The sequence below is a fragment of the Sporofaciens sp. St.21A7 genome, assembly GCF_059728535.1.
Window position 1 is genome coordinate 5,224,007 of record NZ_BAAGFN010000001.1, and the last position, 14,298, is coordinate 5,238,304.

At 43.7% G+C, this 14,298-nt stretch carries 14 protein-coding genes and 1 pseudogene; 5 read left to right on the forward strand and 10 right to left on the reverse strand.

Annotated elements, in window-relative coordinates:
- Positions 1 to 7: 7 nt before the first annotated feature.
- Positions 8 to 526 carry a hypothetical protein gene (locus AC6I3O_RS25920; RefSeq protein WP_016222053.1) on the forward strand — a complete coding sequence of 173 codons (519 nt, stop codon included), beginning with the start codon at positions 8 to 10 and terminating at the stop codon, positions 524 to 526.
- Positions 527 to 604: 78 nt separating this feature from the next.
- Positions 605 to 730: pseudogene (locus AC6I3O_RS25925) on the forward strand (nucleoside recognition protein); the annotation flags it as partial.
- Between the two features lie 422 nt (positions 731 to 1,152).
- Here the strand turns inward: AC6I3O_RS25925 and AC6I3O_RS25930 are convergent.
- Genes AC6I3O_RS25930 through AC6I3O_RS25940 form a run of 3 tightly spaced genes read right to left on the reverse strand, consistent with a single transcriptional unit; the run spans position 1,153 to position 4,167 of the window.
- Positions 1,153 to 1,992 (reverse strand): carbohydrate ABC transporter permease, encoded by an 840-nt coding sequence (locus tag AC6I3O_RS25930; RefSeq protein WP_497853311.1) that lies wholly within the window; start codon positions 1,990 to 1,992, stop codon positions 1,153 to 1,155.
- A complete protein-coding gene (locus tag AC6I3O_RS25935) occupies positions 1,992 to 2,858 on the reverse strand; it encodes a carbohydrate ABC transporter permease (RefSeq protein WP_497853312.1) in 867 nt (288 codons plus the stop codon). The genes AC6I3O_RS25930 and AC6I3O_RS25935 overlap by 1 nt, the downstream gene beginning before the upstream one ends.
- 1 nt (position 2,859) lies before the next feature.
- Complete coding sequence (locus tag AC6I3O_RS25940; protein ID WP_497853313.1) at positions 2,860 to 4,167, reverse strand: sugar ABC transporter substrate-binding protein; 1,308 nt, start codon at positions 4,165 to 4,167, stop codon at positions 2,860 to 2,862.
- Between the two features lie 263 nt (positions 4,168 to 4,430).
- Between AC6I3O_RS25940 and AC6I3O_RS25945 the strand changes: the two genes are divergently transcribed.
- The 3 genes from AC6I3O_RS25945 (at position 4,431) to trhA (ending at position 6,864) form a co-directional block, all read left to right on the forward strand.
- Complete coding sequence (locus AC6I3O_RS25945) at positions 4,431 to 5,033, forward strand: RNA polymerase sigma factor (protein ID WP_497853314.1); 603 nt, start codon at positions 4,431 to 4,433, stop codon at positions 5,031 to 5,033.
- Positions 4,945 to 6,072, forward strand: a complete 1,128-nt coding sequence (locus AC6I3O_RS25950; RefSeq protein ID WP_497853315.1) for a hypothetical protein — start codon at positions 4,945 to 4,947, stop codon at positions 6,070 to 6,072. The genes AC6I3O_RS25945 and AC6I3O_RS25950 overlap by 89 nt, the downstream gene beginning before the upstream one ends.
- 129 nt (positions 6,073 to 6,201) lie before the next feature.
- Positions 6,202 to 6,864: a PAQR family membrane homeostasis protein TrhA gene (gene trhA, locus AC6I3O_RS25955; protein ID WP_497853316.1), complete on the forward strand. Its 663-nt coding sequence runs from the start codon at positions 6,202 to 6,204 to the stop codon at positions 6,862 to 6,864.
- A 12-nt stretch (positions 6,865 to 6,876) separates the two neighbouring features.
- Here the strand turns inward: trhA and AC6I3O_RS25960 are convergent, their stop codons facing one another.
- The 7 genes from AC6I3O_RS25960 to AC6I3O_RS25990 all read right to left on the reverse strand — a co-directional run bounded on the left by AC6I3O_RS25960 (position 6,877) and on the right by AC6I3O_RS25990 (position 14,247).
- Entirely contained in the window at positions 6,877 to 7,377 is a 501-nt protein-coding gene (locus AC6I3O_RS25960) for a Pycsar system effector family protein (protein ID WP_497853317.1), read from the reverse strand.
- A gap of 9 nt (positions 7,378 to 7,386) precedes the next feature.
- Positions 7,387 to 8,913 (reverse strand): hypothetical protein, encoded by a 1,527-nt coding sequence (locus AC6I3O_RS25965; RefSeq protein WP_497853318.1) that lies wholly within the window; start codon positions 8,911 to 8,913, stop codon positions 7,387 to 7,389.
- Complete coding sequence (locus AC6I3O_RS25970; RefSeq protein ID WP_497853319.1) at positions 8,907 to 9,437, reverse strand: ImmA/IrrE family metallo-endopeptidase; 531 nt, start codon at positions 9,435 to 9,437, stop codon at positions 8,907 to 8,909. Before AC6I3O_RS25970 ends, AC6I3O_RS25965 begins: the two co-directional genes overlap by 7 nt.
- A gap of 109 nt (positions 9,438 to 9,546) precedes the next feature.
- Positions 9,547 to 9,816 (reverse strand): GIY-YIG nuclease family protein, encoded by a 270-nt coding sequence (locus AC6I3O_RS25975; RefSeq protein WP_497853320.1) that lies wholly within the window; start codon positions 9,814 to 9,816, stop codon positions 9,547 to 9,549.
- A gap of 159 nt (positions 9,817 to 9,975) precedes the next feature.
- Positions 9,976 to 10,737 (reverse strand): peptidoglycan DD-metalloendopeptidase family protein, encoded by a 762-nt coding sequence (locus tag AC6I3O_RS25980; RefSeq protein ID WP_497853321.1) that lies wholly within the window; start codon positions 10,735 to 10,737, stop codon positions 9,976 to 9,978.
- A 44-nt stretch (positions 10,738 to 10,781) separates the two neighbouring features.
- Positions 10,782 to 11,666, reverse strand: coding sequence for a SpoIID/LytB domain-containing protein (locus AC6I3O_RS25985; RefSeq protein WP_497853322.1), 885 nt, complete (start codon positions 11,664 to 11,666; stop codon positions 10,782 to 10,784).
- 106 nt (positions 11,667 to 11,772) lie between these two features.
- Positions 11,773 to 14,247, reverse strand: coding sequence for a glycogen/starch/alpha-glucan phosphorylase (locus AC6I3O_RS25990; protein ID WP_497853609.1), 2,475 nt, complete (start codon positions 14,245 to 14,247; stop codon positions 11,773 to 11,775).
- Positions 14,248 to 14,298: the final 51 nt, after the last annotated feature.

The following is a 14,298-nucleotide window of genomic DNA, read 5'->3' on the forward strand; positions in this document are numbered from 1 at the left end:
CTTTAAAATGGCAAAATATTTAGCATGTATATGCGAAGGCGGTGCCGAACACGCAATATTAGATTTATTACTGGACAACCATAGCTTAGTTTTTGAGAGAGAAGATCTAATTGAAGAAGAAGTGTTAAAATGCCGACGAGGAAGAGATTTTGAAGAAAAGTACCTAAAGAAAGGCTTTTCCGAAAAAATAACAGTTTATCGAATTTTAGATTCAAGAAATGAAAATTTTAAGCTACGCAAAGCATATGAAAAGAAGGTAGATGTTATAAATGTAGTTACAGCTCCTGAAATTGAAATGCTTATAATATGTAATGAAGACAGATACAAAGATTTTAAAAATTCAGGAGAGAAACCAAGTACATATTGTAAGCGTGCTTTGAAATATAGCAAAGTAAAAAGTTATGATTTTATTTATGAATATTTTTCTGATATAAATATCTTAATAAATGCGTTGCATGAATATAGACGGATATCAAAAATTCGTAGAAAAGAAATGACCTTATGGGATCTATTAAAACAAAAATAATAAATTTTTCAACCTACTCATCTACTGGTTAAAAAATATGTAACCATCAAATTTTTTAGTCTTAGCTTGACACAACCGTACCGGAGCCAGTACAGAAGCGTGAATCCGGCGGGAATCGTAGGGGCCGGGATTGCGGCGACAGCAGTGAGTACGTTGGTGGCGGTGGTGTATTGTAAGGTGATGGATAGGAAGCGGAGGATATAACATCTTCCGCTTTCGTAGTATTCAGTTACTGATCACTCCTGGATACGAAAAAGAGTTTTTAAAGTATATTGAGAGGAACTGATTGATAATTTACGCTTTTTACTCGAAATGATAGAGCGTTTTATGAAACCCTCTGAAAACAAAATAAAATATTTTACAGTACGGCTTCTATTTGGGAAATTACAATAAAACATATGTTGCATCCAGAGAAACTTCGAATGAATGGGAATATTCTGGAAAAAGGATTTATGATTATTTAAAATGGAAAAAACAATAGAAAACATGCTCCGAAAACTTTTTATTGTCCTAAATAAAAGAGTTTTCTGACTAAAGCGCCTGTAAACAGACACCATACAGAAAACCCTTTTGAAATCAATTATTTTGTACCTTTGGACTACAGCACTTTTTTGTCTAAATCAAACCTACCCTTTCACCGCCCCTCCCATCATCCCGGAAATCAAAAACCTCCGAAACACCAACGCCGCAGCCGCCGGCGGCACGACCGCAATCATCCCCGCCGCCGCAGTAAGCCCATACTGCACGGAATCCTTCGTCATAAATTCTGACACCACAATCGCAACTGGTTTCGTTTCCAGTGAAGAAGCCAGAATCAACGGAATCTGGAACTGACTCCACGTATTCAAAAACATAATCAACGCCGCCGACAGGATAATCGGATAAGAAGCAGGTACGATAATCCGCAAAAAAGAAGCCAATCTCCCACATCCGTCAATCATCGCCGCTTCCTCCAGCTCCTTAGGTATGGTCGCAAAATAATTGGACATCAGCCACGTTATCATGGGCAGATAAGAACTGACATACACCATAGAAAGCCAGAACACATCATCCAGCCACTGCCTTGCCACGAATAACCGGAACAATGGAATAATCGTCGCCATCACAGGAATCACCATCGTAATCAGCAGCAGATTCTTAATCAAACGCCTTCCCCGAAACTCCATACGGCTCAGCGCATAAGCGCTCATCATTGCAATTGGAATCCCAAGCGCAAGCGTCACCCCCACAGCCTTCAGCGCATTCTTAATCCCCATAATCAGGACAGAACCTTTTCTGGTCCCTTGCGTCAAAAGCTCCTGGTAATTATCAAATGTCACCACATCCGGCAGCAGGCTTGTACTCTTCTCCATCATCGCATATTCCGGCGTGACAGACAGCACAAAAGTCCACAAAAACGGTCCCAGCGTCAGAACCAGAAACACAGCCAACGCCAATAGATAACCGCCTCTCTTCCAACCCTTCATCAGTATTCCACCTCCCTGTTCAGGTTCCTAAGGTAGAATACCCCTAAAATTCCCGCGAAAAACATCACGAGATAAGTAATCGCACTTCCCTTTCCAAAATCCAGGAAAGAAAATGTAGTCAGATAACTTTCCACCAACAGATTCTTCCCCAAATCACTGTACCCCGACAACGCAATAATCTCATCAAACACATTAATCGCGGTAACGGAAGTAGAAGTAATCCCAATTCCCAGAAACGGCAGCATCAGCGGCAGCGTAATCCTCCGGAAAATACTGGTCCTGTTTCCTCCGTCAATCCGCGCCGCCTCATAGATGCCATCCGGAATGGACTGCCTTCCCGCCAGGCACACCAACGCCATAAACGGAATACTCCGCCAGGCTACGACCAAAGAAACGACCAGAAGAAGCGACCATCTGGAACTCAGCCACTCAATCGGTTCACTCACGAGCCCCAGACCAATGCAGACTTTATTCATAAATCCATATCCGGAAGAAAACACGAACTTCCACAAAACTCCATTCACATAAGGCGGAAGCGCCCATGGCAGTATGGCGGCCGCCAGCAGAACCCCTGACCATTTCACATCAATATTCAGAAACACTGCCACAAGAAATCCCAGCACAGCCGTCAAAACAACCACGACGGCAAGAATAAACAGCGTATTTCGGAAACTATACCAGAAAGAATCCGATTTCAGAATCGACACATAGTTACGCAGCCCCACCATACGGATATCATTTGGCGCCGTCAGTTTCCATTTCTTTAAACTATAGGAAAATGTGGCAATCACCGGATAAAATACTAATACACCCATGATAAAAATCATGGGTGACAACAAAAGATAAGGTAATATCTTCTTTTTCATATTATTCTGCCGCAAGCTCGGCAACCTTCGCCTCCATCTCTGCGTAAGCCTCATCTGCGGACATCTCTCCCAACGCCATCTTATTGATTGCATTGTACATGGCATTGCTCATCTCAGCATAGTAAGCCGGGATTCCATCCGGGAATGGAGATGCAATCAGCTCTGCCTCTTCCATCATCGCGCCGGCATTCTGGATCTTACCGTCGTCAATCAGCTTCTTCAACACAGAATTCCGAGTCGGAATCGCCGTATTCGTCTCATTCAGCTTCTCTTGCATCTCGGCAGAAGTATACCACTCAATGAATTTCTTCGCATCCTCTTTATTCTCAGAGAACTTCGTAACGCCCAGAGCCTCAGGAAGCGCCATGGTGACAGTCGCCTTTGCATCCTTGCCGGGAACCAGAATCGGCGTAATCTGGCCAATCACACTGCAATCCTCTTCATTGGTGCTCTTCGATACGAAAGAAGTCGGCCCGGTCAGGAAATTTGCAGACCCGGACAAAATCCTCTTATAGGCATCCATACCGGAAGAAGTCTTATCCGCAGGGTCAACCAGCTCATCCTTAATCAGATTCTCTTCATATTTCAAAGCCGCAAGTACCGAAGCCTTATTCAAAGTCCCGTCATCATTAAATACAACGCCATTCATCGTGTAAGCAAGCCACATCAGATACGTAGACGTCTTCTCCTCAGCGTTCAGAGGCAGTGCAAAGGGATAGTCGCAGACACCCTTCTCTTTCAGAGTCTTACAGTTCTGATACACCTCGTCCCACGTCTGAGGTTCCCCGCTGATGCCCGCATCCTCATACTGCTTTGTATTATAGTAAGACAGCCGGTAATCATTGGCATAAGGCACCGCAAGCACCTTTCCATCCTTGGTAAATGTCTCCAATGTCGGCATATCGTCCTTCACATCATCCGCCACGTCAAGGGGCTCTAACCAGTCAGCCGCGTAAAATTCACCGACCCATGACCAATCCACTTCCACAACGTCCGCCACAGCCTGTCCGCCTGCTGCCGCAGTAACCAGCTTGTCACGGATATCATCCCATCCAACCTCATTCACAACGACTTCGATCCCCGTCTCGTCGGTGAACTCTTTCAGCTGCTCATCTGCAGGAATCGCCCAGTCCGGAGCCATGAAGGTAATACTGCCCCCGCCGTTTCCTCCCTTGTCTTCCTCGTCCGTACTCTCCGTACCGCCCGTATCAGACGGCGTACTGCCGGACTCCTCTTTCCCGCCGCATCCGGCTGCCATAGACGCAGCCATAGATACAACAAGGAACATACTGACAAATCTCTTTTTCATAAATTTCCTCCTTCGCAATAACAAATAAAAACATATAACTAAGTTTCTCCAATCATTATAGCAGTATACATTGCAGCCATCAAATTGATATAATCAATATATACATCTATTTATTTGTATTATCTATATATAGCACACATCGTCTGCCTTAGTAACTTATTTTCTGCCATAATTTTACTTTTGCAAAGGGCATAAAAATTTGAAACAGAAACACCCTGCCACACGTCTAATAGATAGAAGGATAAAAAGGAGGGACATAACGCATGGATGAATTGGTACAAAGAGCAAAAGAAAATGATGCGGATGCATTTGAAAAATTAATCCGCCTGCACATGCAGACCATGTATAAAATTGCCAAATCATATCTCGCATCCGACGAAGATGCGGCAGATGCGATACAAGACACTATCATGACATGTTACGAGAAAATCTCATTTCTAAAAAATAACGCTTATTTCAAAACATGGATGATAAAAATATTGATGAGTAAATGCTGTAATATCCTAAGAAACAAAAAAATATTAGATTTCTCCGAAGAAACAGCGGAACAGCCAGTCACAGACAAACGGTACGATGAACTGGAGTGGAAAGAAGTTATCCGCCTCTTAGACGAAAAATACCGTCTCGTCATGATTCTCTATTATGTGGAAGGATTCCGTACCGGAGAGATTGCCCAGATTCTCGATATGAACGAAAACACAGTACGCACTCGCCTGAAACGGGGGCGGGAAGAACTACAGAACATTTATCTGAATGAAAAAAGGAGGGAAAAACGTAATGGAACAAAAAGAAGTATTGCTCAAAAAGCTGCGGGAAGATGCAGAAATACCGGAAATTGTATATCAGAAAGCAGAACAGGCATTTAACCGAATCCATGCAGAAGCAGACCCACCTGCCAAAAAACGGACACGACGGAAAACAAGCCCCAACCGGAAAAAATACGCCGCCTTCATACTTGCAGCAGTCCTTATGATTGGCACTCTGTCGGTAAGCGCCGCAACTTATTTTCACTGGAACGACAAATTTAAGGAAGAGTATCAAGTAACACCCGAGATGGAGAAGAAATTGAATGAATCCAACACTGCAAAAGAAATGAATCAGTTTACAGAACACGACGGCGTACGGTTTGAGGCTGTCCAATCCGTTGCCGACAACACTGCCGCAATCGTCGTCATAAAAATCTATGGCAGCGAACAATTTCCATTACGGCAACGCATGAATTTCCGCAATGTCGATGTGAAAATGGATGGTATGGACACACTTTCCATGAATGCGGGCTTTCTTGAGTCCGATTTCCCGGATACGCAGCCGGACGATATCTGGAATGACGGCATGACATATGAACTTGTATTGGTAGAGACGGAAGAGGGAAGTCTGCTTGGCAAAGAAATAAAATTAACATTCACCGATATTATTGACTCCTACGAAGAAAAACGAACGCTCACTGAATTACCTCCTCTTTTGGCGTCCACATGGGAGCTTAATATCGTACTCGATAATGAGGATAATGGAGCAGAGTATACGATAAGCCAGCAGATTACCGGAACAGAAGCAAAAGTAAACAAAATCCGAATGTCTCCCGTCTCCTTCACCATTGATTACGGCTGGAAACGCCAGATGAGAACAGAAACCGCTATCGGTTTAAACGGCGAGACGGAAACATTTGAACATGCTATAGACCCGCCTGAACTTATGGGGGTAGTCCTTGAAGACGGAACGGTACTGGAGCACATAACCAACTGGAGTAACGGACATTACACAAATGATGATTTTACACAGTATCAGGCGACCGGAACCTTCTCCCAATTCATTGAATATGAGAACGTAAAAGAACTAATATTTTATGTGGAGAACGAAATCGGCATGGAAGCCGAGAAAGTACGTGTACCTGTAATCACACAGTAATACTTGCATACAATATTAAAAATTTCATTATTATGCTTGCAATTTATCCTCACTGGGTATAATATAAACATATCACAATGTAGTTTTCAAAACTACGTGTCATGTTTTATTAAACCAGGAGGTGATAATATGTCACATACACTCGAAGAACATATCAAAGACCCAGGAAGTGCAATCACACATTTTATCGGAATGTTAATGGCAATATTTGCAGCCGTACCGCTGCTGATAAAAGCAGCCCATGAACCCGGCAGGATTTACGTAATCTCCATCGCGGTCTACGCCGCAAGCTTAATCCTGCTCTATGCGGCAAGTACCTCATACCATACCTTCAACCGCTCGGAAAAGATAAATACAATCTTGAAGAAGGTAGACCACATGATGATCAGCGTCCTGATTGCAGGAAGCTACACCCCCATCTGCCTGCTGGTACTCGGCGGCAAGACCGGGATTATCCTCCTAAGTATCGTATGGGGAATCGCCCTCATCGGCATCCTGATAAAAGCATTCTGGGTATACTGCCCAAGATGGGTATCCTCCGTCCTCTATATCGGGATGGGATGGACTTGCGTACTAGCCTTTACCCAGATATTAAACTCCATGTCTGCCGCCGCATTCGGATGGCTGCTGGCTGGAGGTATCATCTACACGGTAGGAGGAGTCATCTATGCACTAAAATTGCCATTGTTCAACAGCAAGCACAGATACTTCGGAAGCCATGAGATCTTCCACCTGTTCGTAATGGGCGGAAGCGCATGCCACTTTATCGTAATGTATGCATTTGTACTCTAAAGAACTGTAGCCTTATGTAAAGATAAATAATATAACCAACAGCAACATCGTAATGATATCAATGAAAAAGCTGATATTAAAACAATTCTGCTTTCTCAATGTAATCCTTGCATTTGACACAATTTCTTCACAGTAATCTTTTTCTATTTGGGGGAAACTACCAGAATTCACCTGAGTTTCTCCCCAATACCTCCCATACAATTTTTGAAGGTACTGGTCACGCTCTAAAGATGCAATATAAGCATAATGCAGCAAATTAGCCGTTACGATTCTACCTGAAATCCTTGGAAGCTTATCGTTGACCGGATAAAACGCCCACACGGACACAGCCATTGAAACTACCAATCCCGCAAAAACGACACGGGGCATATCCATTTCTGCCAGAAACGCAGCCATTGCAACATTAAAAGCAATCATAGCTGCATTCTTGGCTTCCGCAAAATGCAGCCAATTATTGGTATTATTAAAAATCCATTGCAGCAGCTCTCTCTTATCATTACTTTGCCGTTCCATACATCTCCCCTAATTATCAGATAATGTTTTAATCTTATCAAAAGCTTGTCTTAGCGTCTGTTCAAAATCTGGTACTTTATTTAAATAATTTTTATCGATATCCTCCAACTCTGCTTCCGTAATCCATTTGACTTTCTCATGCTTATCATTGGGTTTAAAATCCTTTGGGTCATATTCTCCTATTATTCTTGCCAAAGTAATAATCCCTTTATCCTTCTTTTCTGCATCAATTAATTGAAAACCGTGCGCAATCTGATACAAAGCAATAGGCACAGGCTCTTTTATCTCCCTTGTATTATCAAGAACAGGCTCTATTTCAATATTAAAATCCTGCTTATATTCTTCTTTGATTTTCTGGGCTATGCTCTTATCAATCACAGCTTTTGCACAGCCAAATTCCCATGCTCCTTTATGCTTCTCTCTTCTATCTGTTCTCTTTGCAACGAGAATTTTTATTTCTTCTCCTATGGTTTTAAAGCATACTGCCACGCAATGAACCTGCATTAATTCTGTATTAATAAACCGAGTCTGATCATAAGTAGCCTCTCTAATCAACTTCTGAAGCCTCTCTATCTTCTCTGTCAATTCTCTATCCCGCAATATCTTGTTCAATGCATAGAGGGGATTCGAGTACATCTCCATATCCCGTATAATCTTTTCTTCCTTATTTGGCTGCCGGTTATCATAGTATTCTTTTATCAACTCGCTCTCATCGCATGCATCAAATGTAAAACTATTCTGAAGTTCAATCTCTTTCTCATAAACATCACAATATGCATTTGGGGCATGATACCAGATAATAGGATATAGCTTATCATTCCATATTCCTTTAAGCCTGCGGTACGTTATAATGTGTAAGCAAGAAAGGCTTCCCGTCTTTTGTGCAATCAAATAAGCTAATTCATAGCTCAAAACCATACGTCCCTCTTCTGTATATCTGGCAATACGAAATCCTGTGTCAATATCGTTACCTAAAAATTCAAATATATCATGTCCTTCCGGAGACTGATATCTTTCAAAAATATTGTCTGCATTCTCCAAAAGAATATCTTCACTTTCAATATCCCCTACATCTGTCACGGCAGCCAGCCATGCAGCCGTCTTTAAAGACAAGATATTCTGCAGTTTCATCTTATTAAAATTATTGCTGAAATTAAAAAACTCTCCTTTTTTAAGGCGATGAATTGTGGAAACCATAATTTGAAATATTTGGCTGACATATTCACATAACTCATCTTCATCTCGTATTTTAATTATAAAAATTGCCTCGTCTCCCAGAACTCTCCACATCTCAGAGCTTTTAATCTTATTTCCGACTTCCTCACGCAGCTCCTTAAAAAGCAAATTGAGAACCTGCGCCCATCCATAATAATTAATAGTCTTATAAGCCGTGGAATTTACAATATCAAAAGAAAAGAACAGAACTACATCCGGTATTCTGCTAATCGGACATTCTTCTGTTCTCCCCTTCTCTTCTGGTAATGAATCAATCTTGCTTTGTATCGACTGTAATGCTTCTCTCTTTCCTTCTACCATTTTAAATACCCCAACCACTTCCCCCTATTCGCCGCTGCACTCACAGAAACATGAAAATGTCTGGCAATTTCGGCAGTATTAACTAAACTTCCGTCTGTGTGTTCGTCCATCACTTTTTTATATTCGTTCCGAGGCATTAAAAATGCTGCTGCAAATTCATTTGACTGATATTCCAATTCAGAATTACCGTTTCTATAATAGGAAACTTCCGTTTGTTTTTTCCAACGTTGTTCATTGGTCTGAAATCCCATATGAAGAAAGAGATGCCCTAATTCATGCGCTATCGTAAAATTCCTTCTTTCTTCCGTCTGATATGGAGACACTTCAATTATAAATGAATCTAACCCTGATCTTCTTATCTTGCCATCAGAAAAACCATCTATAGCAGAGTCTTCTTCCACAAATCCTCCCATTGAACGTACCACTTCATCTATATCAGTAATGGGAATTTGTACGTCATAAACCTTTATAACTTCTTGTGCCATCGCCTCAATAAGTTTTTTCATCTCATAGCTCAATGCCATCCGGATACCTCCTTCCTTTATTATATGTTATTTTCTCAAAATGCTATACTTATATATTTGTTCTATCTTTTGTTATTATACTAAACTTTTCTGTCTTTTGCAACACTTTTCAGAACGTTTGTTCCTGTTTTTTATCTGTCTGACATACTATCATCCTCTCCTTATCCTTTCTCCCCATCCTCTTAATCGCACACTCCCGCTTCATCGCCTCCTCCTTTGTCTGATATTCCTCATAATAAACCAGTTTCACAGGACGCCTGGCCTTTGTATACTTCGCTCCCTTCCCCATATTATGCGCCTTTATCCGCTTTTTCAGATCATTGGTCCACCCCGTATATAAGGTTCCATCCTTACACAGCAATATATAAGTATAATTCATAACATCTCTCCCGCTTCTTTCGCATACTAAGATTATATCCTATATCTCCCAAAAATCAATTCCCATTCACACAAAAAAATCCTGCACAGACAAGAATTACTGTTCACATCTTTGCTGCTCTCAGTAACATTTCCAACATGTCTGTACAGGATACAACCTTTATTCCTCCAAAAACTCCACCGGATTAATCGGCTGCCCATCCTTACGCATCTCGAAGTACACATTACTTCCTTCCACGCTGTAATATTTCGTCGGCTGGCTCACATATCCAAGCACACTCTTCGCCTCGACATAATCCCCGACTTTCACAGGAACCTCTTTCAGCTGCCCATAGAACAGCTCATATCCATTCCCGATATCCACATTGACCGTCGTGCCAGTCTCCGCCGTCACATCAATCGACTTAATGACTCCCGTCGTACCACAGAGTACCTGGTCGCCCTCCGCACCGGAAATAACCACCGCCGGATTATACTTATACTGATCCAATGTCTGGAAATACACGGTCTTGTCCATACTGTAACTCATAATAATCGTCCCGTTCACAGGCCACAGAAGCCGACTGCTCTCATTAAACGTAATCGCCCTGCCTCTTCCTTCCGTCTGCTGTACATCCGCATTGTTGGTCTGTTCTGCCGTATCCTCTGCCTCCGGAGTTTCCGGCTCTTCTGGTTCTTCCTCCGGCTTCGCCTCCTCCTTGTTATTAATCACAAGATTATTGGCTTCCTCCGCCGGTTCTTTCTCCTTCTCCTCATTTGTGTCATCCTCTTTTTTCGCCAGTTCCAGCTCTTCCTTCTGCTGCGTCCGTTTGTAGTCATTAAATGTATATGTTCCCACTAACGCAATAGCCGCTACAAAACACAGTACGGCAGCAACAGAAGCGGCTCTCTTTTTTTGTGAAGGCCTTTGCTTCTTGTTCATCTTATCACCACCTCTGACTATATTTTTGCCAGATAGTGAAAGACTTATTCCACGTCCATTAATATTTCTGCGACTTCTTTTATCTCCGTCCCTTCAAAAAAATATTGTAAAATTGAATCATATGTACTTCCTTCTTTTGCCATCCGGTCTGCCGAATACTGGCTCATCCCCAGGCCATGCCCCTCGCCCCTGGTCGTAATCCGCGTCTGCCCATTATAACGCTGCAGCGTGAAACACCCGGAAGCAAGCCCATAATTATTACGGAATTCCTCTCCGCTGATATTCTCCTGTCCTACCCGCACACTCAGCACATACCCTGCTGTATCCGTCGCCGTGACCTCCGCGTCCATATCCTCCGCCATCACAGTGCGAATCTGTTTCTCATCCTCAATATCATAAGGACAGTCCACAATCTTCAAATACGGATAATCCTCACTTCCAAGAACCTCCTTCCCGTCACGGGTACAGCCATTGCTCAGGCGGAAAAACGGCGTCAGCGCCAGCGATTCCCCAAAATGCAGCGCCATCCCTTCCGTCTCTTCCCATGCCTCCTCAAGCTTCCGGTAATACTTAGGATACTTATTCCCCCACGCATCCTCCATCTGCTTCTGTGTCCAGAACTCCTCCTCAAGAACCGTCTCCTTCCCCGACTCCCTGATTTTCCGGTACACCTCCGTCCGGACCAGAACCGCCTGCGCCTTGAGCGCCTCCTTCTCATAGGATGCCGGAATCACCTTGGCAAGCACCCCGATACAATATTCCTCAATGGGCATTTCCGTCTCCTGCTCCCCACTCTTCACCTTCACCCTCACACTGTCAACGTGGGAATAAGATGTAATGCTTGACCCATTTAAAAATACCGTAATCACATACGGCAGCAGAATAATGATAATCAAATAGCATCCCAGTCTTTTCAGTTTCAGCCGCATAAAAATACCCTCCCATACACTGTATGGGAGGGCAAACAAAATTATACCAACTATTTTCCACCTGTGCGCTGGAAATGGATTTCCAACCGCATAGGTTGAATATTTTTTACTCCTCGACCTTCACGTCAATCTTCACAGGGTCCAGTTTCCAGATATCCTCTACATACTCCCGGATAGTACGGTCAGAAGAGAACTTTCCGCAGCAAGCCGTATTCAAAAGAGCCATCTTCGCCCATCTCTCCTTGTCACGGTATGCTTCTTCCACCTTTACCTGTGCCTCGGCATACGCCCGGAAATCCTTCAGGATAAAATACATATCTGCCCGGTTTCCGCCCTTTGTCGTCAACAGAGAATCATAAAGGTCACGGTACATCTCCGTATTGCCATTCGCATAAGTCCCGTCAACCAACTGGTTCACAACCTTGCGTACATCCTCGTCACTGTTATAGATATCCCAAGGATTATACCCGCCGTTCTGCTCATAATTGATGACCTCATCCGAACTCAGACCGAAGATAAACGCATTCTCAATGCCGACTTCCTCAACAATCTCCACATTTGCCCCGTCCATCGTCCCAAGAGTCGGCGCACCGTTCAGCATGAACTTCATGTTACCGGTGCCAGACGCCTCCTTAGAAGCCGTAGAAATCTGCTCGCTCACATCCGCAGCCGCAAAAATCCACTCCGCATTGGACACACGGTAATCCTCAATAAATACCACCTTGATCTTACCGTTAATGCTCTGGTCATTATTCACCACATCTGCAACCGAATTAATCAGCTTAATAATCTCCTTCGCCCGGATATATCCTGCCGAAGCCTTGGCACCGAAAATAAATGTCCTCGGGAAGAAATTCTTCTCCGGATGCACTTTGATCTGATTATACAGATACATCACATGCAGAACGTTCATCAACTGCCGCTTATACTCATGGAGACGCTTTACCTGCACATCGAAAATCGACCTTGGATCTACTTCGATTCCATTGTGCTTCAAAATGTAAGCAGCCAGGAATTCCTTATTCTTATATTTAATCTCCATAAATTCTTTCCAGGCATCCGGATCGTCCGCATACTTTTTAAGCCCCGACATCAGCGACAAATCCGTGATCCAGTCCTTCGTGCCAAGCTTCTGCGTAACCCAGTCCGCCAGCCTCGGATTGCCATGCATCAGGAAACGTCTCTGGGTAATTCCATTGGTCTTATTATTGAACTTCTCCGGCATCAACTGATAGAAATCTTTCAGCTCCTGATTCTTCAAAATCTCCGTATGCAGCCTTGCCACACCATTGACCGAATATCCCGCCACAATCGCAAGATGCGCCATCTTCACCTGACCGTCCCGCAGGATCGCCATCTTCTTGACCTTATTCTCATCCCCGGGATAGGTCTTGCGGATCTGCTCCACGAATCTCCGGTCAATCTCCTGAATGATCTGGTAAACACGTGGCAAAAGCCGTGAAAACAGATCAATCGGCCATTTCTCCAACGCTTCTGCCATAATCGTATGGTTCGTGTAAGCACAAGTCTTCTTTGTGACCTCCCATGCTTCGTCCCATCCAAGGCCTTCCACATCCAGAAGGATACGCATCAGCTCCGCGACCGCAACCGTCGGGTGCGTATCATTCATCTGGATCGTCATCTTCTCATACAGCTTCTTAATATCGTCATGATGCTTCTTATACTTCGCAACAGCCGCCTGAAGGCTGGCAGATACGAAGAAATACTGCTGTTTCAGACGCAGTTCCTTTCCCGCATAATGATTATCGTTGGGGTACAGAACTTCCACAATATTCTTTGCAAGGTTCTGCTGCTCCACCGCCTTATGGTAATCCCCCCGGTCAAAAGACTCTAACTGGAAGTCAACAATCGGCTCCGCATCCCAGATACGCAGAGTATTGACAACATTATTATTATAACCCACAATCGGATAGTCATAAGGTACAGCCTTGACAGACTCATAATTCTCCTGCACAAAATGAATCTTGCCCGCTTCGTCATACTCCACCCGGATATTCCCGCCGAAGCGGACTTCCTTCGCATACTCCGGCCTTCTCAGCTCAAAAGGATTCCCGTTCACAAGCCAGTTATCCGGCGTCTCAACCTGATATCCGTTCTCAATCTTCTGCTTGAACATCCCATAACGGTAACGGATACCGCAGCCATAAGCCGCATATCCCAGTGATGTCAGAGAATCCAGGAAACATGCCGCCAGACGGCCAAGACCTCCGTTTCCAAGCGCCGGATCAGGCTCTTCATCCTCAAGCAGGTTCAAGTTCACGCCCATCTCCTCCAACGCTTCCTTCACTTCCGTATACGCCGTCATATTGATCAGGTTATTTCCCAAAGCCCGGCCCATCAAAAACTCCATAGACATATAATAGACAATTTTCGGGTCGTCCTTCTCATACTGCTTCTGCGTCGCGATCCAATTATCAATAATCGCCTCCTTCACAGCATAAGAAACCGCCTGATAAAGCTCCTGCTGTGAAACTTCCTCAATCTCCTTACGGAACAGATGTTTCACATTCTGCTTAACTTCCTTCTTAAATGCCTCTTTCTCAAATCTTGGATTATACATACTTTCAACCTCTTCCTTTCCCCGGGGGCGAAAATCCGCCCCCAAAAGCAT

What these genes read in the sequence shown, in the direction of transcription:
- AC6I3O_RS25970 (WP_497853319.1), bottom strand. Translation starts at nt 9,437, where the DNA reads ATGGCATTGAGCTATGAGATGAAAAAACTTATTGAGGCGATGGCACAA.
- trhA (WP_497853316.1), top strand. Translation starts at nt 6,202, where the DNA reads ATGTCACATACACTCGAAGAACATATCAAAGACCCAGGAAGTGCAATC.
- AC6I3O_RS25960 (WP_497853317.1), bottom strand. Translation starts at nt 7,377, where the DNA reads ATGGAACGGCAAAGTAATGATAAGAGAGAGCTGCTGCAATGGATTTTT.
- AC6I3O_RS25940 (WP_497853313.1), bottom strand. Translation starts at nt 4,167, where the DNA reads ATGAAAAAGAGATTTGTCAGTATGTTCCTTGTTGTATCTATGGCTGCG.
- AC6I3O_RS25920 (WP_016222053.1), top strand. Translation starts at nt 8, where the DNA reads ATGGCAAAATATTTAGCATGTATATGCGAAGGCGGTGCCGAACACGCA.
- AC6I3O_RS25945 (WP_497853314.1), top strand. Translation starts at nt 4,431, where the DNA reads ATGGATGAATTGGTACAAAGAGCAAAAGAAAATGATGCGGATGCATTT.
- AC6I3O_RS25975 (WP_497853320.1), bottom strand. Translation starts at nt 9,816, where the DNA reads ATGAATTATACTTATATATTGCTGTGTAAGGATGGAACCTTATATACG.
- AC6I3O_RS25990 (WP_497853609.1), bottom strand. Translation starts at nt 14,247, where the DNA reads ATGTATAATCCAAGATTTGAGAAAGAGGCATTTAAGAAGGAAGTTAAG.
- AC6I3O_RS25935 (WP_497853312.1), bottom strand. Translation starts at nt 2,858, where the DNA reads ATGAAAAAGAAGATATTACCTTATCTTTTGTTGTCACCCATGATTTTT.
- AC6I3O_RS25930 (WP_497853311.1), bottom strand. Translation starts at nt 1,992, where the DNA reads ATGAAGGGTTGGAAGAGAGGCGGTTATCTATTGGCGTTGGCTGTGTTT.
- AC6I3O_RS25980 (WP_497853321.1), bottom strand. Translation starts at nt 10,737, where the DNA reads ATGAACAAGAAGCAAAGGCCTTCACAAAAAAAGAGAGCCGCTTCTGTT.
- AC6I3O_RS25965 (WP_497853318.1), bottom strand. Translation starts at nt 8,913, where the DNA reads ATGGTAGAAGGAAAGAGAGAAGCATTACAGTCGATACAAAGCAAGATT.
- AC6I3O_RS25950 (WP_497853315.1), top strand. Translation starts at nt 4,945, where the DNA reads ATGGAACAAAAAGAAGTATTGCTCAAAAAGCTGCGGGAAGATGCAGAA.
- AC6I3O_RS25985 (WP_497853322.1), bottom strand. Translation starts at nt 11,666, where the DNA reads ATGCGGCTGAAACTGAAAAGACTGGGATGCTATTTGATTATCATTATT.